Below are 19,456 nucleotides of genomic sequence, written 5' to 3'. Positions count from 1 at the left end.
ATACGGGACTGATACATGGCGGGCAGCGTCAACAAGGTGATTCTCGTCGGCAATCTGGGACGCGATCCCGAGAGCCGCTCCTTCCAGAATGGCGGCAAGGTGGTCGAGCTGCGCATCGCCACGTCCGAATCGTGGAAGGACCGCAACAGCGGCGAGCGCAAGGAAAAGACCGAGTGGCATACGGTCAAGATCTTCAACGAAGGCCTCGCCAATGTCGCCGAACGTTTCCTGCGCAAGGGCTCGAAGGTCTATATCGAGGGCGCGCTGACCACCCGCAAGTGGCAGGACCAGCAGGGCAATGATCGTTACTCGACCGAAGTGACGCTGCAGGGCTTCAACTCGGTGCTGACCATGCTCGACGGCCCCGGCGGCGGTCAGGGCGGCGGCGGTAGCCGTGGTGGCGGCGATTTTGGCGGCGGCGATGATTTCGGCGGCGGCGACTTTGGTGGCGGGTCGAGCGGGTTCGGCGGTGGTTCGGCGGGCGGCGGCTTTGGCGGCGGCAACCGCGGCGGTTCTTCGTCTTCGGGCGGGAACAGCGGCAATCGTGGCGGGTTCGGACAGGGCGGCGGGTTCGCCGACGACCTGGATGACGACGTACCCTTCTGATCGGGAGGATTTTTCCCAAGGGGTGGAGATGACGAACACGCTGGATGACGATGCGACGACCTGTCACAGCGCGAGTGTAGCGGAAACCCCTGCCCCCTCGTCCGTGACCGAGGAGCAACGCGCCGCCATCATCCGTGCCTATGACCTGGTGGGATATCGCGACAGCGGCGAACTGGACGATCTCGCCGCCTTCGCCGCCGAGCTTTGCGATACCCCGGTCGCGCTGGTCAGCGTGGTCGAGGAGGAAAGCCAGCAATTCCTGGCCACGGTCGGCGTCGATGTGGACCGGACGCCCCGCGACACCTCGTTCTGCGCGCATGTGATGGTCGGCCGGGACGAGACGATGATCGTCCCCGACGCCAGTGCCGATCCCCGCTTCGCCGATTTCTCGCTGGTGACGGGGCCGCCCCATATCCGCTTCTATGCCGGGGCGCGCCTGTTGTCGCGCGAGGGGGTTCCGCTCGGCGCGATCTGCGTCATCTCGCCTGAACCGCGTCCCGACGGGCTGACCCCGTTCCAGCGCCGCGGGCTGGAGGTGCTGGCCACCGCCGTCATGGGCCGGTTGCAGGATCGCCGCGCCCGGCTGGAGCATCGGCAGACGGTCGAGCGGTCCGAGGCGCGCGTCGCCGACAGCGAGCAGCGGTTCCGCACCCTGGCCGACACCATGCCGCAAATGGTCTGGTCGACCCAGCCTGACGGCTATCACGATTATTACAATGCCCGCTGGTATGAATTCACCGGCATGCCCGACGGATCGACCGATGGCCAGGCGTGGAACGGCATGTTCCATGTCGACGACCAGGAACGGGCCTGGGCGCGCTGGCGCCACAGCCTGGCGACCGGCGAGCCCTATCAGATCGAATATCGGCTGCGTCACCGCGACGGCGTGTATCGCTGGGTGCTGGGGCGCGCGCTGCCGATCCGGGATGCCGAGGGGCGGATCACCCGCTGGTTCGGCACCTGCACCGACATCCATGAGCAGAAGCTGGCGCTGGAAGAGCGCGAGATCGTCAGCCAGGAACTGAGCCACCGGATCAAGAACATCTTCGCGGTGATCTCCGGCCTGATCGCCTTTGCCGCGCGCAGCCATCCGGGCTTTGCCGCGATCGCCAGCGATCTGCGCGACCGGATCACCGCGCTGGGCCGCGCGCACGACTTCGTGCGTCCGCACAGCCCGCAATCGCAACCCAAGGCGCGGCAGGATTCGCTCCACGGCCTGCTGAACGATCTGTTCGAGCCCTATCGCGCCGACGACGCACCCCGCATCCGCCTGTCGGGGGACGATGTTCCGGTCGACGACCGCTCGGCGACGCCGCTGGCCCTGCTGTTCCATGAACTGGCGACCAACGCCGCCAAATATGGCGCGCTGTCGGTCATGACCGGCGCGGTCGAACTGGCGATCCGGCACCAGGGCGACATGGTCCAGCTCTGCTGGTGCGAGGAAGGCGGCCCGGCGCTGACGTCACCACCGGACCATGCCGGGTTTGGATCGCAACTGGTCGAATTGTCGGCGGTCCGCCAATTGGGCGGCCAGGTCAGCCGCGACTGGAAGCCGGAGGGGCTGGTCGTCACGATCGATGTGCCGCTGACCTCCTTCAGCCGCGCGCCCGGACTGGGTTCCGGTGCCGGAGCCTAACGCTGATACAAAAACGCCACCGGCCTTGCGGCCCGGTGGCGATCTTTCGGCGGTGCGCGAGGATCAGCTCGACATGCCCAGCGGGATGACGCCCTCACGCGCATCGCCCAACGCGCCATTGGCCGTCACGCCGTTGATCTCCGCGCCGGTCGCCAGCGCCGCCGCCGCCAGGATGGCATGCTCGCTGAATGGCTTGCGGATATAGCCGAGCGCCTGGATGTCGGCGGCGATCTGCGCGGGGTTGGCGGTGACGAAGACGATCTTCACCCCGTAATCCGCAGCAATACGGCGCGCGATCTCGGGGCCGGTCGGACCATCGCGAAGATTGACGTCGACAAAGGCAAAGGAGCAACCGGGAGCAGTTTCGATGGCGGTGCGGCTATCTGCCGCTATGCCCGCTACGGTGTAGCCAGCATCGGTCAGAATGCGCTCCAGATCGAGGGCCACGAATATCTCGTCTTCCACGATCAGGGCGGTTTGGCTCATGTCAAATTCCCGTCACTTTGCGCATGAACAATCTTGATACAGATAAAGTTCCACAAATTTTTCATAATGCTGTTAACGCCGTAAAAGGAAGACAGCATGCTCCGCGCGGAAGTTGGCGGCGGCCGCACTGGTGGGACGACCGCCGGACAGGAACCAGCTCCCCTCGACGGTGATCCGCCGCTCCCGGACGAAGGCGCGGAAGTCGTCGATCGTCACATGGTGGATGTTGGGCGTGTCATACCATTGTTCGGGAAGCAGCCCGGTCACCGGCATCCGCCCGCCCCACAGCAGCGACAGACGCACCCGCCAATGCGCGAAATTCGGAAAGGAGACGAAGGCGCGACCGCCGATGCGCAGCAGATGGTCGAGCACCCGGTCGGGCGCACGCGCAGTCTGCAACGTCTGGCTGAGGATCGCATAGTCGAAGCCCTTGTCGGGATAGCCCGCCAGGTCGGTATCGGCATCGCCCTGCACCACCGCCAGCCCGCGTGCGACCGCGGCGGCGACATTGGCGGGATCGATCTCCAGCCCGCGCGCATCGACCCCCGCTTCGTCACGCAACGCCGCCATCAACTGTCCGTCGCCGCATCCGACATCGAGGATGCGCGCGCCGCGCGCGACATGCGCGGCGATGATCGCCAGATCGGGGCGCAGGCGGGTGTCGCTCATGGCTCGGCCTTCAGGAAGCCGTCGATCACGCGGTTCATCTCGGGCGCCTCCAGCAGGAAGGCGTCATGGCCGTAAGGACTGGACAGCTCGACGAAGCTCGCCGCCGCCCCCGCCGCATTCAGCGCCTGCACCACGGTACGCGACTCGGAAGTGGGATAGAGCCAGTCGGTGTCGAAGCTGACCAGGCAGAAGCGCGTCCTGGTGCCCCGGAAGGCATTGGCGAGCAGCCCGCCATGCTCCTCGGCCAGATCGAAATAATCGAGCGCGCGGGTGATGTAGAGATAGGAATTGGCGTCGAAGCGGTCGACGAAGCTCAAACCCTGGTGCCGCAAATAGCTTTCGACCTGGAAATCCGCGTCGAAGCCGAAGCTCTTGGCGCCGTCCGGCCGATCGGGCCGCGCCTGGAGCCGACGCCCGAATTTCTCGGTCAGCCCCGCCTCGGACAGATAGGTGATGTGCGCCGCCATCCGCGCCACCGCCAGCCCGGCGGCGGGGGGATCGTTCGACTCGTAATAGGCACCGCCGCGCCATTTGGGGTCGGCCATGATCGCCTGCCGCCCGACCTCGTGAAAGGCGATGTTCTGCGCCGAATGCCGCGCGGTGGAGGCGACCATGACGCAGGCGCGGACGCGTTCCGGGAAGGTCGCGGCCCAGCTGATCGCCTGCATCCCCCCCATCGATCCGCCGACGATCGCCTTCAACTGTCCGACGCCCAGATGGTCGAGCAGCATCGCCTGCGCGCGCACCATGTCGCGGATGGTGATGACCGGGAACCGCATCCCCCAGGGCTCGCCCGTGGAAGGATCGATCGTCGCAGGGCCGGACGATCCCATGCAGCTCCCGATGACGTTCGAGCAGATGATGAAATGCCGCGTCGGGTCGATCGGCTTGCCCTCGCCCACCAGACGCGTCCACCAACCCGGCTTGCCGGTGCGTGGATGGGGCGAGGCGACATGCTGGTCGCCGGTCAGCGCGTGGCAGATCAGGATCGCGTTGGAGCCGTCCGCGTTCAGCGCGCCATAGGTCTCATAGCCGATCTCGACCGGCGACAGCAGGCCGCCGCCGTCCAGCCGCAATGGCCCGGGGAGTACGACATGCCGCGACAGACCGAAACGCTGGTCGTCGCTGGGGGGAGAGGCGAAAACGGAAGCGGCCATGGAGCGATATCCGCTAGGCCGCGATGCTTGGCAACGCAAGGGCGAGGCCGCTATGGCGGGTCGCATGACCGACCTTCAAGCTCCCGAACCGATCTCCTGGGTCAAGGCCATCGCGCCCTATGTTCCCGGCCGCGCGACGACCGATGACGGGCGCAAGGTCGTCAAACTCTCGTCCAACGAGAATCCGCTGGGCACCAGCGAGAAGGCGCGCGCCGCCTTCGCCGCCGCCGCGAACCATCTGGAGCGCTACCCGGATGCGAGCGCGACCGCATTGCGCGAGGCGATCGGGGCAGTGCACGGGCTCGATCCGGCGCGGATCATCTACGGCACCGGATCGGACGAGATCCTGCACCTTGCGGCGGGCGCGTTCGCCGGGCCGGGGGACGAGATCATCCACGTCCGCTACGGTTTCTCGGTCTATGAGATCGCGACCCGGCGGGTCGGCGCGGAGCCGGTGGTGGTCGCCGACCATGACTATGCCACCGATGTCGACGCGATCCTGGCGGCGGTGACGGACCGGACCAGGGTGGTCTTCGTCGCCAATCCCAACAATCCGACCGGCACCTATGCGGGGGCCCGCGAGATCGCGCGGCTGCACGCCGGATTGCCACGCCATGTCCTGCTGGTCCTCGACCAGGCCTATGCCGAATATCTGGGCGAGGGCGAGGATGATGGCGGGCTGGCGCTGGCCGGGTCGGCGCCCAACGTGCTGGTGTCGCGCACCTTCTCCAAGATCCACGGCCTGGCCGCCGAGCGGATCGGCTGGGGCTATGCCGCGGCGCCGATCATCGACGCGCTGCACCGCATCCGCGCGCCGTTCAACGTGACCATCGCCGGGCAGAACGCCGCGATCGAAGCGATCCGCGACCGTGATTTCGTGGCGGCGTCGCGAACGCACAATGCGACATGGCTGGCCTGGTTCGAGGCGCAGATCGCCGCGCTCGGCAATGCGGGGCTGCGCTGCGTGCCGTCCAAGGCCAATTTCTCGCTGGTCCTGTTCGAGGGCAAGCTGACCGCCGAGCGCGCCTATCATGGGCTGATGGATGCCGGCTTTATCGTCCGCTGGCTCCCCGGACAGGGACTGGGCCATGCCCTTCGCATCACCATCGGCACGGAGGATGAGATCAAGGGCGTCGTCGCCGCGCTCCGCGCGATGGTGGATCAGGTGGCCGTGGATCAGGTGGACAGGGCCAACTGATGCTGCCCTTCGCCCGGATCACCATCATCGGGCTCGGCCTGATCGGTTCGTCCATCGCGCGTGCGGTGCGCGCGACGATGCCCACGGTACGGCTAACCGGCTATGACGCCGATCCCGGCGTGCGCGAGACGGCACGGCGGATCGACCTGTGCGACGATGTCGCCGACAGCGCGGGCGCGGCGGTGATCGATGCCGATCTGGTGATGCTGTGCGTGCCCGTCGGCGCCATGGCGGCGGTCGCGGCCGCCTTCGCCGACGACCTGCCGGCCGACGCGATCGTCAGCGATGTCGGCGGGTCGAAGGGCAGCGTGATTGCGGCGCTGCGCTCCGTCCTGCCCGACGCCATCCTGGTGCCGGGCCATCCGGTGGCAGGGACGGAGAATAGCGGCCCGGAAAGCGGCTTTGCGACCTTGTTCCGGGGCCGCTGGTGCATCCTCACCCCGGAGGAAAGCTGCGCCGAGGCCCCGGTCGCCCGGCTGCGGGCCTTCTGGGAGGCGCTGGGCGCGAATGTCGAGTTGATGACGCCGCGCCATCACGACCTCGTCCTGGCGGTGACCAGCCATGTGCCGCATCTGATCGCCTATTCGATCGTGGGTACCGCTTCGGACCTGGAGGATGTGACGCAAAGCGAGGTCATCAAATTCTCCGCGGGCGGTTTCCGCGACTTCACGCGAATCGCCGCCTCCGACCCGACGATGTGGCGTGACGTCTTCCTCAACAATCGCGAAGCGGTGCTGGAGATCCTGCAACGCCTGACGGAGGATGTGACGATGCTCCAGCGCGCGATCCGCTGGGGCGACGGCGACGCCTTGTTCGACCTGTTCAGCCGCACCCGCGCCATCCGCCGCTCGATCATCGACCAGGGCCAGGACGATGCCCGCGAGGATTTCGGCCGGCGCCACGCGGAATAGGTCCAACCCTGGAGGTGGCCTCTTCGTCAGGCCTGACTGCCCGCCACCTCCGCGGACCGGACAGGACGGGATTCCAGCGCATTGATCGCCGCGTGCACCCGCGCCTCGGCCTCGGCGCGTGGCAGGCCAGGCGGGATCGTCTCGCCGAAGCGCAGCGTCACCACCCCCGGTCGCTTCAGCCCCTTTCTCGGCCAGACCCGCCCCGAATCGGTGGCGACCGGCACCACCGGCAGGTTCAGCATCCGGTAGAGCCCGGCGAATCCGGGTTTCAACGGCGGCGTCTCGCCCGGCTTCACGCGCGTCCCCTCGGGAAAGATCATGATCGCCCGCCCCTCGCCCACCGCGACCTTCGCGTCGCGCATCATGCCGCGCATCGCGCGGGCGGAGGCGTTGCGGTCGACGACGATCGCGCCATATTTGCGCACCGCCCAGCCCCAGAGCGGGATGTTCGCCAGCTCGCGCTTCAGCACCATGGCGGGCGCGCCCAGCATCCGCTGCAACTCCATCGTCTCGAACATCGCCTGATGCTTGGCGGGGTAGAGGACCGGGGTCGTCGGTATATCCCCCTCCACCACGACGCGGATGCCCAGGATCCAGCGGGTGCAGAGCCGGTGGAACCGCGTCCAGCTCGTCGCCCAGTGGATCACCGCCTGCCGCCCGCCCAGCGCGATCACCGGGGCGAGCAGCGCCATCACCGTCGAAACCGGGTAGAAGACGGCCACGAAGGCGATGTTGCGAAGAAGAATCACGCGCCAAACCCCGTCCAAAGCGCGATCCTGCGCAGGATCAGCTTGTTATATTCATTGACCAGCGTGCCCAGTCGCGGATCGGACGGCACGCCATCGCCCAGCACCAGCACCTCGCGGCCCAGCGCGGCGGTCAATTCCATCCGCGCGCGCGGCAGATGCCAGTCCGAGGTGACGAGCCGCACCGTGCGATAGCGATGCGCGCGCACCCAGTTCGCCGTCTCCTCGGCATTGGAACGGGTATCGACCGCCTCGCCGCCCAGATCGATGCAGCAGGCGAACAGCGCGGGCGAGGTGCGATAGGTGCGCGCCAGATCGATCGGCCGCACGCCCGGCGCGACCCCGGTGACCAGCATCCGCTTCGCCTGATGCGCCTTCAACAGCGCGATGCCCCGGTCGATCCGCCCCGCGCCGCCGGTCGGCACCACGATCGCATCGGTGGTGTTATGCTCCAGCGGGTGCGGCAGGGTCAGCATGAAGGCGACGAACCCCAGACACCAACCAAGCGCCACGAGACCGAACAGCCGCAGCATCAGAGCATCCGCCGCATCTGGCGCAGCACCGCCAGCCGCGCCGCCAGCACCGCCAGCCCGACAAAGCCGAAGGGCAGGACGACCAGCGCGGCCACATCGCCGACGCCCAGCCGAAGCCCGTCGAGCAGATCCGATTCGAGCGCCCCCACCTGTCGCGCGATCAGCAGGATCGCGGCCGCCGCCACGACGCTGCCCAGGGTCGCGCCGATCCCGGCGTCGAGTGCGATCCGCCGCTGGAACAGCCGCGCCACCTGCCGATCGGTCGCGCCCAGCATGTGGATGACCTCGATCGTGCCGCGATGCGCCTCCAGGCCCGCCCGCGCCGCCAGCATGACGACCGCGGCCGTCGCGCTCAGCATCAACAGGATGATCGCCCCGGCCAGCCAGGCCGCGGTGTCGAGCAACCGTCCGACCGGCCCCAGCCATGTCGCATGCGCATCGGCCCGCGCCGCCGGGCTGGCACGGCGCACCGCCGCGGCGACCCGCCGGATCGCCGCCCCATCGTCGCTGTTCAGGTCGACATCGATCAGCGCGGGCACCGGCAACCCGGCGGCTTCGGCATCATTGCCCAGCCAGGGCTGGAGCATCCGCGCCAGATCGGCCTGGGGCACCGGCACCGCGCGCGCGACATCGGGCAAGGCGCGCAGGGCCGCCAGCACGCGCGCGGCGGCGGCATCGCGCCGCTGCGGCTCGCCATCCACCACCTGCACGGTCAGCCGCCCCGCCATCTGCCGGTCGAGCGCCCCCGCCGCGCGGGCCGTCGCCAGACCGGCCGCCCCCGACAACAGGGTCAGGAACAACATGATCGCGATGACCCAGCTCATGACATGGGCGCCCCCGCCATCGTCGAGCGCCCGCTGCTCCGCCCCGGTGGCGCGGTCCCCGGCGACGCGCGTCACAAGCCGCTCCGCACGACGGTCGAGCGTCGCGATTCCGGCCGGGGGGCGGGGCCGATCGGGGGTGGCGGAGGCACGACCTGGTCCGTCGGCGGCTCGGGATCGACCAGCCGACCGCGCTCCAGATGCATGTGGTGCGCACCCGCCACCCGGTCGATCAGGTGCCAGTCATGCGTCGCCATCACGACCGTCGTGCCCAGCCGGTGGAGCGAATTGAACAGATGCAGCAGCCGCTCGGCCATCACCGGATCGACATTGCCGGTCGGTTCGTCGGCGACCAGCAGTTCGGGCCGTGCGATGACCGCGCGCGCGATCGCCACCCGCTGCTGCTCGCCGCCCGACAGGGTGGCGGGACGCGCGCCCGCCCGCTCGGACAGGCCGATCCAGGACAGCATCTCGCGCACCGCCCGCCCGATCTCCGATTCGGCCATGCCCGCGACACGCAGGGGCAGCGCGATATTGTCCGCCGCCGAGAGATGCGGGATCAGTCGGAAGTCCTGGAACACCACCCCGATCCGCCGCCGGAATCCGGGCAGACGGACGCGCGGCAGGATCACCGCATCCTCACCGAACAGCCGGATGATGCCCCGGCTGGGCCGCTGCGAAAGATAGAGAAGCCGCAACAGTGACGTCTTGCCCGCGCCGCTGGCCCCGGTCAGGAAATAGAATTGCCCCGACCGCAAGGTGAAACTGATATCGCACAGGCTTTCCTCGCCCGCGCCATAGCGAAGGCCGACATTCTCGAACTGGACGATGTTCGCCATGCTTGCATGGCCTTGGCATGGCCGGCTCCTCTCTTCAAGTTCCGCGCTTCAAGCTTGCCACGCCTATGGGCGGCGTGCTTACTGGACGTTCATGGGGGCCAGATCCGAATGGCCCCGTTCCATCCGCTGAAGTGCCGTTCCGCATGATCCTCGAATGCCCTGAGTGCCGCACCCGCTATCTGGTGCCCGACAGTGCGATCGGGCCGGAGGGGCGCACCGTGCGCTGCGCCAATTGCCGTCATAGCTGGTTCCAGTCGCCGCCCGATCCAGAGGAAATGGCGATCCCGGCCATGCCGCCGACGCAGGGCGAGGAAGCCGGGGAGAGGAGCATCGAGGCGGTCGACGCCGATCCTCCCGCTCCGCCACCGCCGCCAGCCATCGTGCCGCCGCCCGCCCCGCCGATCCTGGCGGCCGAAGAGCCCGGCTTCGACGCGTTCGCGCATCGCCCGCCTTTCCGCGCGCGGCGCAATCCGGTGCGGCGCTGGACGATCGGCGCGGTGGCCGCCGGCCTGCTGATGCTGGTGGCGACGGCGGCGATCCTGTGGACGGGGATGCCGGGCATCGGCGGCTGGCTGGGCCTGGGAAGTTCGGAATCGGCGCTGGAATTGCGCTCCAACCCGATCGAGCGGCGCGAACTGGAGAACGGGTCCGAACTCTTCGCCATTTCGGGGCAGATTCTCAATCCGTCCTCGACCCAGCAGCGCGTGCCCGATCTGCGCGCCGAGTTGAAGGATGCGCAGGGCCGCGTCGTCTTTTCCTGGGCGATCGCGCCGCAGCAGCGGACGCTCGGTCCCGGCGCGTCGATGGACTTCAACTCCGCCAAGCTCGACGTGCCCCCCAGTTCCAAGCGACTGGACCTGAGCTTCGCGGGCGAGGGGAATCCCGCGAACTGATCAGCCCGGCCGGAGACGCCGGGCGATCCACGCGAACCGACCGCCATGGAGCAACGCGGCGACCAGCATTCCCGCGCCCGACGCCCAGGCGAGCGCCGCCGCGCCCCACCCCGCGCCGACCAGCCACCAGCCGACGCCGCCGGTCACGACGAAATAGGCGAGGATGCTGTTGATCCCCGCCGCGACCTGATCGCCCAGCGACCGCAGCGCATAGACCAGCACCACCTGCACCCCGTCGAACAGGATGAAGGGCGCCCAGATCGCCAGCATCGCGATGGCCGCGCTCCGCGCCTCGGGGCTCGCGGGGAAGAGGCCGACCACGCCCTGCGGCCATAGCAACAGGCCCAGGCCGCACGCCCCCATCGCCAGCGCGACCAGCCCCACCGCGAGCAGGGTGCGCGACACCGCGGCGAAGGTCGCCCCCTCCCCCACGGCGTTGCCCGCGCGAACCCCGGCCGCCGATCCCAGTCCGATCGCCAGCGCGAAGGTGACATTGTGGACCGAGAACACGATCTGGAACCCGTGCGCGGTCGCCTCGCCCAGCCGGGTGGACAGCGCGATCAGGACGGCGAAGCCCGCCAGTTCCAGGCCAGAGGCGATGGCGGGGACCAGCCCGAATCGCGCCAGGCCGATCGCACCTGCCGGGGTCGTCGCCCAGGCGGCCCGGTCGATCCGACGCACGCCGCGCAATTCCCCGCGCGGCAGGCGGACGGCCGCCGCCACCATCGCCACGGCCCCGATGGCAGAGGCGATCACCGTCGCCAGCGCCGCCCCGACCGCACCCAGCACCGGTAACCCGGCCTGTCCGCTCGCCAATGCCCAGGCGAGCAGGGCATTGATCGGCAGGATCGAAAGATTGACCACCGTCACCCGGCGCGGGCGACTGATCCCCTCCAGAAAGAAGCTGGCCGCGATCAGCACCATCTGGAACGGATAGCCCAGCGCCATGACCGCCACGACCCGCGCGCCCGGCGCGACCAAAGCGGGCGCGACCCCGATCCCGCGCAACAGCGCCGCTCCGCCGAGCCCGAGGGTCAGCATCGCCGCGACGCCCAGCACCAGCCCCAGCACCAACCCGTCACGCAGCGCCTGTCCGGTGGCGGGCAGATCCCCCGCCCCGTCTGCGCGCGACGCCCGGACCAGCACGCCCGACAGCCAGGCGAGCCCGGTGACGATCGCCATATAGGTCAGCGACCGGCTGGCCGACAGCGCCGCCACCTCATGCTCGCCGACCATGCCGACGACGATGACATCGGTAACATGCAGGATCGTCCAGTTCAGGCTGGTCAGCATGACCGGCCATGCCAACCCCAGCAGGCGGCGCAGCTCGGCGCGATCGGGACGAAGGCTTCGGGACATGACTTTTCCCCTATTCGCAATGCGGGATGGGGAACAAGCCGACGAATCCGCATCAAAGCCCATTGCGCCCGCCGTATCGCTTTGCTAGGGGCACCCGCCTACCAGCCCTCCGGCTTGCCCGGTGGTGACTATCGAGTGCGGTCGTGGCGGAATTGGTAGACGCGCAACGTTGAGGTCGTTGTGGCCGAAAGGCCGTGGAAGTTCGAGTCTTCTCGACCGCACCAGATTTTCCAGAAATTCAGTAGATGGCGACGGATCGTCATCCTGGCGCCGGGTCAGCCCGGCAAAACCCGGGATCGCCCGTGGATTGTCGCTATCGCTCTTGCAGCGTGGTGGCGGCGACGCCCCATCCTGGCCGCCGGTCCCGCCGCTTCACCGCCGCGCGATGATCGTCGCCAGCGTGTCGATCGGCAGGGGCGAGACGAAGCGGAAGCCGAAGCGGCCGCCCTTGACCCAGCAGATCGTGCCGAAGATCGCCGTCCCCATCGGACGCACGGTGATATGGCCCGCCTGTCCTGCCTGGACCCCCTCGACCGCGGTCAACTTGGCACCGCCCGCCGAGATATCGATCATCTCGGCGGCGAACTTGCAATCGCCCAGCCGGACATCGGCCCCCAAGGTCACCGCGAATCGCGGCGGGCGCGGGATGGTGCCATCCTCGTTCTCGGTCGAGAAGATCCGTTCATAGGGCTGAGACGAATCGAACTGGATACCCGCCTTCTGCCCCCGCACCCAGCGGACCGTGCCGCGCGCTGGCGCCAGGCCACGGACCTCGACACAGACCGAATCACCCACTGCCGGCACATCGACGAAGCGCGCCATCAGGCCGTGTTCGGAAATATTATGGACCAAACATACGCCGGGGACATCGCCGCACAGCTTGCCCAGCAGCAGGACGGCCGAATGCCGCTTGCCCGACCGACGTTCGGCAGGCGCGCTCTGCTGCTGCTCGACCTGTTCCATTGCCGTCCTTTCCACCACGATCGCCCCCTTTCGCGGATCACGGTCTCCGGGCTGTAATAACCGATCGCGTATAAAAAATTAATATACTCGCGCGCACGCCGCGATGGCCCCGATAGGCGCGGTGGTCATGCGCGATCCGTCGGTTCAGGCGGTGGCAAGGCACGCTGCGGCATCGCCCGCTTGTGGTCATGTTCAAAGCCCTGTAATTCGCGAGCCGTCCCATGCCTCGCGCGTCGTCTTCCCGGTCATCCCGGCCCCGCTCTTCCAAGCCCCGCTCTCCCTGGCGGCGCCGGATCGTCGTAACCTTGCAGATCCTGATCGCGCTCGCCGTGCTGGCGGTCGGCGCGCTGGCGATCGCGGTCTATGTCGCGCGCTCGCAATTGCCGAGTTTCGAGGAGCTGAAATCCTCACCCAACGGCCAGATGATCCGCGTCCATGCCGCCGACGGGACGGTGATCGTCTCGCTCGGGCCGAGCTATGGCGAATGGCTGCCCTATGACAGGATTCCGGTCGTCATGCGCGACGCGACGATCGCGGTCGAGGATCGCCGGTTCCGCGAGCATCCCGGCGTCGATCCGATCGGGATTGCCCGCTCGGTTGAGGTCCGTCTGGAAAAGGGCCGCTGGAAACAGGGTGGCTCGACCATCACCCAGCAGATCACGCGCACTATCTTCCTGAACAATCAGAAGAAATTCGGTCGCAAGTTCCGCGAGGCGATCCTGGCGCTGGCTATGGAACTGAAGTTCTCGAAGGACCAGATCCTCGAGCTTTATCTGAACAAGGTCTATTATGGCGGCGGCGCATACGGCATCGACGCGGCGAGCCGGAAGTTCTTCGGCCATGGCGCGGATCATCTGAGCCTGTCGGAAGCCGCCGTGATCGCGGGGTTGGTGAAGGCGCCGTCCAACTATTCCCCGACCGCCGATGCCGAGGCCGCCGTGGGCCGTGCCGGCGTCGTCATCGACCAGATGAAGCGCAACGGCTTCATCACCGCCGACCAGGCGGCGAATGCCAACCCACAGACGCTGAAACTGGCGCCCGAGCCGAAGCAGAATTCGGTCCGCTACTTCACCGACTGGGCGTTGCCGCAGCTCGACATGCTGATCGACGAGCAGACCGCGCCGCTCGACGTGTGGACCACGCTCGACCTCAACATGCAGCGGGCGGCCGATGCCGCGATCCGCGCCGACGCGCCGCCGGAGACGCAGGGCGCGCTGGTCAGCCTGGACCGCGATGGCGCGGTGCGCGCGATGGTGGGGGGCAAGGATTATGTCTCCACCAACTATAATCGCGCGGTGACGGCGGTCCGCCAGCCGGGTTCCGCCTTCAAGCTGTTCGTCTATCTCGCCGCGCTGGAGGCGGGCCACAAGCCCGAGGACCAGGTGGTCGACGAACCCGTCACCATCGACGGCTGGTCCCCACGCAACGATTCGCGCCGCAATTCGGGCAGCGTCTCACTTCGCACCGCCTTCGCCTATTCACTGAACACGGTGGCCGCCAAGCTGGGCCAGGAAGTGGGTTTCCAGACGGTCGCCGACATGGCGCGTCGGTTCGGGATCAGCACGCCGGTCAACACCCATCCCTCGATGGTGCTGGGCACGTCGGAAGTGCGGGTGATCGACATGGTCAGCGCCTTTGCCAGCGTCGCGAACAAGGGTGTGAAGGTCACCCCCTATGGCATCACAAAGGTGACCGCCAACGGCCAGACCATCTACACGCATGAGGTGGACCGCAGCGTCGTGCTGGTCGCGCCCTATGTCGCCGCCGAGATGACCGACCTGCTCCAGACCGCGGTCAACACCGGCACGGGTCGCGCCGCGCAGATCGGGCGGCCGGTCGCGGGCAAGACGGGGACGACGACCAGCCTGAAGGACGGCTGGTTCCTGGGCTTCTCCAGCGGGATCACGACCGGCGTCTGGATGGGTCGCGACAATGCCAAGCCGGTCCCTGGCCTGCATGGCGGCAGCGCGCCCGCCAAGGCCTTTGCCGATTATATGCGCATCGCCACCGCCAACCGTCCGATCGAACAGTTCGATACGCAGGTGACACTGCCCGAATGGCAGCTCGAACCCGATGAGGAGAGCTATTTCGGCCAGCCCGACAATGGCGTGTCGGCGGTCGACGCCGACGGCAATCCGCTGCCCTCGCCGGTACCGGGCGAGACGGAGGGGGACCAGACGATGGAGATTCCTACCCATCGCGATCCCGCCGCCCCGGCACCGATCCAGCAGCCGCAGCCCGGCACGCCCGCGACGCCGCCGCCCGCCGCTCCGGCCCCACAGCAACGGCTGGACCAGGCGTGGATCGACCGGGTGACCGGACGCGGCACCGGCCCGGCGGCCAATCGTGACCCGCGCGCGCCCGTCAGCCCGGCCCGCCCGTCACCCCGCGAGCGTCAGGACGACCGCCCGAACCAGTGAAGCCCCGCGCCATGCTGCCGCAACCAGGCGGTGGCGGGCGCCGGATCCTCGCCCAGCAGTTCCGCGACGAGCGCGTGGAAGGCCGGGGCGTGATTCATATGGACCCGGTGCGCCACCTCATGCGCGACGGTGGCGCGGCGCACAAAAGCGGGGGCCAGGATCAGCCGCCAGCTATAGCGGATCGCGCCCGTCGAGGCGCAGCTTCCCCAGCGCGCCTTGGGATCGGCGACGCTGACCTTCGACACCGACACGCCCGCCGTGCGCGCGATCTCCGCCGTCTCGCGCGCCAGCACCTCCAGCGCCTGTCGCTTCAGCCACGCCTCCACCCGGCGGCCAAGCGTCTCGATCGGGCCGGAGGCGGACAACCGATCCTCCTCCAACTGGATCACCCGGCGGCTGCCGGCTTCCCATTCCAGCGTCAGCACCATGTCGCCGAACGGAATCAGCGCGCCGGGTTCGAACGGACGCGGACGGGGCAGCGCCGCGCGCTGCTCGGCAATCCAGTCCTTCTTGTCCTCGGCCCAGGCCAGCGCAGTCTTCAAGGGCGCGCGCTTGGGCACGACCAGCCGCGCGGTGCCGGTGGCGGGATCGATGCTCAGGCGGATGCGCTTGGCGGTCGGATGGCGGACGATCTCGTCGATCACAATTCGCGGTCCACGATATGGTTTTCGAAATCCCCGGCATCATCCTCGCTGATCGTCCAGCCGCGCACCGACTGCCCGGCGCGGTGCACCGCCTCACGGTCGCCGCAGATCAGGTAATGCCATTCGGGCAAGGGCTCGTTCGCCGCGCGCAGGCGATAGGCGCAGGTGGTGGGCAACCAGTCGATCGACCGGACATTGCCCAGGGTCAGCCGCACGCATTCGGAGACATAGGCGCGGCGATGACGGTAATTGGAGCATTGGCCGCTGCGCCGGTCGAGCAGGCGGCAGGCGACGTTGGTCGCGACCAGCTCGCCCGTCTCCTCATCCTCCAGCTTGTGGATGCAGCATTTGCCACAGCCATCGCACAGCGCCTCCCACTGCGCGCGGTCGAGGCTTTCGATCGGCTTTTCCCAGAAATGCTCCATCGTCAACGCTCCATCACCGGACCCATTGGTCCAGCGTCCGCGCCACTGCCTGCGGCCCTTCGTCCGAGGGGACGAGCGCCAGCGGCTTGCCCTCCGGGTCCATCAGATAGGTCTGGTTGCTGTGGTTGACGAGATAACCGCCCCCCGCCGAACGCTCGCCCTTCTGCGACCAGATGGCATAGGCCTTCTTCACCGCCTCGATCTGCGCCGGGGTGCCGGTCAGCCCGACGAAGCGCGGATGGAAGGCTGCGGCGAAGCGGGCGACCACCGGCACGGTATCGCGCTCGGGATCGACGGTGATGAACATCGGCACGATCCGGGCCACCTTGGCGGGCGCACTTTTTTCCAGGAGCGTCAGTCCCGCGCCGATCGCCTGCATGTCGGTGGGACAGACATCGGGGCAGAAGGTATAGCCGAAATAGACCACCCGGTAGCGCCCGGCGAAGTCGCGCTGGGTGACGCTGCGACCCTGTCCGTCGGTCAGCCGGAAGGGCCCGCCGATCTTCGCGCCCGCCAAAGGTGGCGACGCCTGCTGGTCGGAGGCGCCGCAACCGGCCAGCGCGAACGCCAGCGGGGCCAGAAAAGACAGGAACAATCGGGTCATGACGCCGACAGCCTTGCTGTGATAAATCGCCGGTTGCAAGCCATGCCCTATTGCTCAGGATCGATCCCCATGTCCCTTCGCCCCCTGTTCGCCGCCGCGCTTCTGGGTGTTTCCGCCCTCACCGTCATGGGGCCGGCAGGCGCGCAGATGATGCAGTCGGAAAGCTACAAGTTCCTCCAGGCGGTGCGCGAAGCCAAGGGCAACGACGTCACCAACATGCTCGATCGGCCGGGCGCCAGCATCATCAACACCCGTGACGTGACGACCGGCGAGGGCGCGCTGCACATCGTCATCAAGCGCGGCGACGAGACCTATCTGCGCTTCCTGCTGCAAAAGGGTGCCGATCCGAACCTGCGCGACGGGCGCGGCAACACGCCGTTGCTGCTGGCGGTGGCGGGCGGGCAGACCGACCTGATCCGCGTCCTGACCGCGGCCAAGGCCAATCCCAATATCGGCAATGCCAGCGGCGAGACCCCGTTGATCCGCGCGGTCCAGCGCCATGACATCGCCATGGTTCGCGAGCTTCTGACCGCCGGGGCCGATCCCGACCAGGCGGACAATGTCGCCGGCCTGACTGCACGCGACTATGCCACGCAGGACAGCCGCAACGCCGCCATCGCCAAGCTGTTCGCCGAAACGCCCAAAAAGACCCGGGCGGCGGTGGCCGGTCCCAAATTCTGATCCCGGCCGTCCTCCCCATGGCGGGGAGGACGGTCAGATCAAGCCCAGTTCGACCAGCTTGCCGACCAGGACGGGGGGCATCCCCTCGATCCCGGTCGCCGCGCCGCTGAGGTCTGGGGGTGCGTCCCCCGCCTCCAGGTAGCGCCAGCCCTGATGCGCGCGGCGGGGCAGCGCCTGGACCAGCACCAGCGCGGGGTCGATATGGATCGCGCAGCGCCCGCCCTCCGCCTCGCCGAAGGACAGGATCGGCGAGCGCGCGACAAGCTGATGCTTGAGGATCCAGTAGAGCGAACCCTGGCCCGCCACCTCCTCATGCCGCTTGGGCAGATAGCGGGTGGTGAGGAAGACGGGCCCGTCCTGTGCCCGCAAGGCCAGCCGTTCGGCGAGATGATCGATACTGGCCGCCCCGAATGCGACCTTGGTCAGATGAAGCGCCATGTCGCGCGGTGATGTGGGGTGGCCCGCGCGGAATCGCCAGTGGCCAAGAGACAGGGGAGCGAAGCGAGGCCGGTCCTCCCGGCCTGCCCGAACCACGCCATGATCCTTGACGATCCGCCGGACAAGGCGTTGCATTCCGCCGGGAACGGGCAACACAGATCAAGGCCCCATATGGTACAATGTGGAAAGACGGCGTGCAAAGGTTGACGGAGATAGGCCATAGCATACCCGATTCACCGATTCAGGGCGATCGCCACGCTGTCACCCGATGAAGAACATACCCTCATGGCGCTGGGCGATGCCGAGGTCACCCGGCGACGCGGCGAAGTCTTCCAGCGGGAAGGCGAGATGGCGAGCGGCTTTCACCTGCACATCAAGGGGTGGGTGACCTCGTCGATCGTGATGCGCAGCGGCCATCGCCTGATCCAGAAGGTGCATCTGCCCGGCGACATGCTGGGCACCCCCAGCATGGTCCTGCCCGAGGCCGCCGACACGCTGACCGCGGTGACCGAGGCGGTGACCGCATTCGTCCCCTATGAACGCGTGGGAACGCTGTTCGAGACTGCGCCCCGGCTCGCCGCGATGTTCACCGTGGCGGCGCAGATGGAGCGGCTGGCGCTGATCGACATGCTCGCGGCCACCGGCAACACCTCGGCGCGGGAACAGCTCGCCCGCCTGCTGCTCGACTTCCATGCCAGGCTGAGCCCGATCGGCGCGGTCGTCGAGGACAGTTTCAACCTGCCGCTGACCCAGGAGATACTGGGCGACCTGCTCGGCCTGACCGCGGTGCATGTGAACCGCACGATCCGCGGGCTGGAGACGGAGGGGCTGATCGCCCGTCAGGGGCACCGGATACGGCTGCTCAATCCGGCGGCGTTGCAGCGGCTCGCCGCGCTGCCGGTACGACGGCCCAAATTCGAACCCGACTGGCTGCCCGCCGCCCGGTAAGGACCGCGCGGACACAGGAAAAAGGGCGCCGGTGGAACCCCACCGACGCCCTTTCCTGATTTCCGGCGCTTGTCCGTCAGTCGCGAATTACGCGGCCTGCGGCAGAGCGGCCTTCGCCTGGGCGATGATCGCCGAGAAGGCTTCGCCCTCGTGCATCGCGATGTCGGCCAGGACCTTCCGGTCCAGTTCGACGCCCGCCAGCTTCAGGCCGTGCATGAACTGCGAATAGGTCAGGCCCTCGGCCCGGACGCCGGCGTTGATGCGCTGGATCCACAGACCACGGAAGGTCCGCTTCTTAACCTTGCGGTCGCGATACGCATACTGACCGGCCTTTTCGACGGCCTGGCGCGCAATGCGGATGGTGTTCTTGCGACGGCCATAATAGCCCTTCGCCTGATCCAAAATCCGCTTATGCTTCGCCTTGGTGGTCGTGCCCCGCTTGACGCGTGCCATATCTCTCTATCCTTCCAGAAATCAGT

Annotated in this window: 22 protein-coding genes and 1 tRNA gene; 9 read left to right on the top strand and 14 right to left on the bottom strand. The window is 68.0% G+C overall.

The genetic code is table 11. From position 1 onward, the window contains the following. Positions 1 to 15 precede the first annotated feature (15 nt). Together ssb and ABDV78_RS10660 are read left to right on the top strand one after the other, a co-directional pair. A complete protein-coding gene (ssb, locus tag ABDV78_RS10665; RefSeq protein WP_343527397.1) occupies positions 16 to 606 on the top strand; it encodes a single-stranded DNA-binding protein in 591 nt (196 codons plus the stop codon). Positions 607 to 634: 28 nt separating this feature from the next. Continuing rightward, positions 635 to 2,242 carry a PAS domain-containing protein gene (locus ABDV78_RS10660; RefSeq protein WP_343527396.1) on the top strand — a complete coding sequence of 536 codons (1,608 nt, stop codon included), beginning with the start codon at positions 635 to 637 and terminating at the stop codon, positions 2,240 to 2,242. A 63-nt stretch (positions 2,243 to 2,305) separates the two neighbouring features. On the opposite strand, the gene ABDV78_RS10655 is transcribed toward ABDV78_RS10660, so the two are convergent. From ABDV78_RS10655 to ABDV78_RS10645, 3 genes are all read right to left on the bottom strand, one after another. Then, positions 2,306 to 2,728, bottom strand: a complete 423-nt coding sequence (locus ABDV78_RS10655) for a response regulator (protein ID WP_343527395.1) — start codon at positions 2,726 to 2,728, stop codon at positions 2,306 to 2,308. A 72-nt stretch (positions 2,729 to 2,800) separates the two neighbouring features. Next, positions 2,801 to 3,397 carry a methionine biosynthesis protein MetW gene (metW, locus tag ABDV78_RS10650; RefSeq protein ID WP_343527394.1) on the bottom strand — a complete coding sequence of 199 codons (597 nt, stop codon included), beginning with the start codon at positions 3,395 to 3,397 and terminating at the stop codon, positions 2,801 to 2,803. Beyond that, positions 3,394 to 4,554, bottom strand: a complete 1,161-nt coding sequence (locus tag ABDV78_RS10645) for a homoserine O-acetyltransferase (RefSeq protein WP_343527393.1) — start codon at positions 4,552 to 4,554, stop codon at positions 3,394 to 3,396. The genes metW and ABDV78_RS10645 overlap by 4 nt, the downstream gene beginning before the upstream one ends. 64 nt (positions 4,555 to 4,618) lie before the next feature. Between ABDV78_RS10645 and hisC the strand changes: the two genes are divergently transcribed. Both hisC and ABDV78_RS10635 read left to right on the top strand, forming a co-directional pair. Continuing rightward, positions 4,619 to 5,752, top strand: coding sequence for a histidinol-phosphate transaminase (hisC, locus tag ABDV78_RS10640; protein ID WP_343527392.1), 1,134 nt, complete (start codon positions 4,619 to 4,621; stop codon positions 5,750 to 5,752). Continuing rightward, positions 5,752 to 6,663: a prephenate/arogenate dehydrogenase family protein gene (locus ABDV78_RS10635; protein ID WP_343527391.1), complete on the top strand. Its 912-nt coding sequence runs from the start codon at positions 5,752 to 5,754 to the stop codon at positions 6,661 to 6,663. Before hisC ends, ABDV78_RS10635 begins: the two co-directional genes overlap by 1 nt. 26 nt (positions 6,664 to 6,689) lie before the next feature. Here ABDV78_RS10635 and ABDV78_RS10630 read toward each other — a convergent pair whose 3' ends face one another. From ABDV78_RS10630 to ftsE, 4 genes are read right to left on the bottom strand one after another with little or no spacing between them, the layout of a single operon-like run. Beyond that, positions 6,690 to 7,412, bottom strand: a complete 723-nt coding sequence (locus tag ABDV78_RS10630) for a lysophospholipid acyltransferase family protein (RefSeq protein ID WP_343527390.1) — start codon at positions 7,410 to 7,412, stop codon at positions 6,690 to 6,692. Beyond that, entirely contained in the window at positions 7,409 to 7,945 is a 537-nt protein-coding gene (locus tag ABDV78_RS10625; protein ID WP_343527459.1) for a YdcF family protein, read from the bottom strand. Before ABDV78_RS10625 ends, ABDV78_RS10630 begins: the two co-directional genes overlap by 4 nt. Further along, complete coding sequence (locus ABDV78_RS10620; protein ID WP_343527389.1) at positions 7,942 to 8,841, bottom strand: FtsX-like permease family protein; 900 nt, start codon at positions 8,839 to 8,841, stop codon at positions 7,942 to 7,944. The genes ABDV78_RS10625 and ABDV78_RS10620 overlap by 4 nt, the downstream gene beginning before the upstream one ends. Then, positions 8,838 to 9,602 carry a cell division ATP-binding protein FtsE gene (gene ftsE, locus ABDV78_RS10615; RefSeq protein ID WP_343527388.1) on the bottom strand — a complete coding sequence of 255 codons (765 nt, stop codon included), beginning with the start codon at positions 9,600 to 9,602 and terminating at the stop codon, positions 8,838 to 8,840. Before ftsE ends, ABDV78_RS10620 begins: the two co-directional genes overlap by 4 nt. A gap of 143 nt (positions 9,603 to 9,745) precedes the next feature. Here ftsE and ABDV78_RS10610 point away from each other — a divergent pair, with 143 nt between their 5' ends. Beyond that, complete coding sequence (locus ABDV78_RS10610) at positions 9,746 to 10,495, top strand: zinc-ribbon domain-containing protein (RefSeq protein ID WP_343527387.1); 750 nt, start codon at positions 9,746 to 9,748, stop codon at positions 10,493 to 10,495. Here the strand turns inward: ABDV78_RS10610 and ABDV78_RS10605 are convergent, their stop codons facing one another. Beyond that, positions 10,496 to 11,854: an MATE family efflux transporter gene (locus ABDV78_RS10605; protein ID WP_343527386.1), complete on the bottom strand. Its 1,359-nt coding sequence runs from the start codon at positions 11,852 to 11,854 to the stop codon at positions 10,496 to 10,498. 137 nt (positions 11,855 to 11,991) lie between these two features. Here ABDV78_RS10605 and ABDV78_RS10600 point away from each other — a divergent pair. Then, positions 11,992 to 12,078 (top strand) — tRNA-Leu (locus tag ABDV78_RS10600). Between the two features lie 148 nt (positions 12,079 to 12,226). On the opposite strand, the gene ABDV78_RS10595 is transcribed toward ABDV78_RS10600, so the two are convergent. Then, positions 12,227 to 12,835 (bottom strand): PilZ domain-containing protein, encoded by a 609-nt coding sequence (locus ABDV78_RS10595; protein ID WP_343527385.1) that lies wholly within the window; start codon positions 12,833 to 12,835, stop codon positions 12,227 to 12,229. A 203-nt stretch (positions 12,836 to 13,038) separates the two neighbouring features. On the opposite strand from ABDV78_RS10595, the gene ABDV78_RS10590 reads away from it, so the two are divergent. Further along, entirely contained in the window at positions 13,039 to 15,237 is a 2,199-nt protein-coding gene (locus ABDV78_RS10590; RefSeq protein ID WP_343527384.1) for a PBP1A family penicillin-binding protein, read from the top strand. Here the strand turns inward: ABDV78_RS10590 and ABDV78_RS10585 are convergent. From ABDV78_RS10585 to ABDV78_RS10575, 3 genes are read right to left on the bottom strand one after another with little or no spacing between them, the layout of a single operon-like run. After that, positions 15,213 to 15,881, bottom strand: a complete 669-nt coding sequence (locus ABDV78_RS10585; protein ID WP_343527383.1) for a SprT family zinc-dependent metalloprotease — start codon at positions 15,879 to 15,881, stop codon at positions 15,213 to 15,215. The two genes, ABDV78_RS10590 and ABDV78_RS10585, sit on opposite strands and share 25 nt — an antisense overlap. Then, positions 15,878 to 16,306, bottom strand: a complete 429-nt coding sequence (locus tag ABDV78_RS10580; RefSeq protein ID WP_343527382.1) for a YcgN family cysteine cluster protein — start codon at positions 16,304 to 16,306, stop codon at positions 15,878 to 15,880. The genes ABDV78_RS10585 and ABDV78_RS10580 overlap by 4 nt, the downstream gene beginning before the upstream one ends. Positions 16,307 to 16,319: 13 nt before the next feature. Further along, complete coding sequence (locus ABDV78_RS10575) at positions 16,320 to 16,910, bottom strand: SCO family protein (RefSeq protein ID WP_343527381.1); 591 nt, start codon at positions 16,908 to 16,910, stop codon at positions 16,320 to 16,322. 69 nt (positions 16,911 to 16,979) lie between these two features. On the opposite strand from ABDV78_RS10575, the gene ABDV78_RS10570 reads away from it, so the two are divergent. Continuing rightward, entirely contained in the window at positions 16,980 to 17,591 is a 612-nt protein-coding gene (locus ABDV78_RS10570; protein WP_343527380.1) for an ankyrin repeat domain-containing protein, read from the top strand. A 33-nt stretch (positions 17,592 to 17,624) separates the two neighbouring features. Here the strand turns inward: ABDV78_RS10570 and ABDV78_RS10565 are convergent, their stop codons facing one another. After that, entirely contained in the window at positions 17,625 to 18,029 is a 405-nt protein-coding gene (locus tag ABDV78_RS10565) for a DUF1489 domain-containing protein (RefSeq protein WP_343527379.1), read from the bottom strand. 285 nt (positions 18,030 to 18,314) lie between these two features. On the opposite strand from ABDV78_RS10565, the gene ABDV78_RS10560 reads away from it, so the two are divergent. After that, complete coding sequence (locus tag ABDV78_RS10560) at positions 18,315 to 18,977, top strand: Crp/Fnr family transcriptional regulator (protein WP_343527378.1); 663 nt, start codon at positions 18,315 to 18,317, stop codon at positions 18,975 to 18,977. 87 nt (positions 18,978 to 19,064) lie between these two features. On the opposite strand, the gene rplT is transcribed toward ABDV78_RS10560, so the two are convergent. Continuing rightward, positions 19,065 to 19,430 carry a 50S ribosomal protein L20 gene (gene rplT, locus ABDV78_RS10555; protein ID WP_343527377.1) on the bottom strand — a complete coding sequence of 122 codons (366 nt, stop codon included), beginning with the start codon at positions 19,428 to 19,430 and terminating at the stop codon, positions 19,065 to 19,067. Between the last annotated feature and the right edge of the window lie 26 nt (positions 19,431 to 19,456).

This window comes from Sphingomonas sp. (genome assembly GCF_039594485.1).
Lineage (GTDB): Bacteria > Pseudomonadota > Alphaproteobacteria > Sphingomonadales > Sphingomonadaceae > Sphingomonas.
Note: the sequence above shows the minus strand (reverse complement) of the source record. Positions and strands in the feature narration are given on the sequence as shown.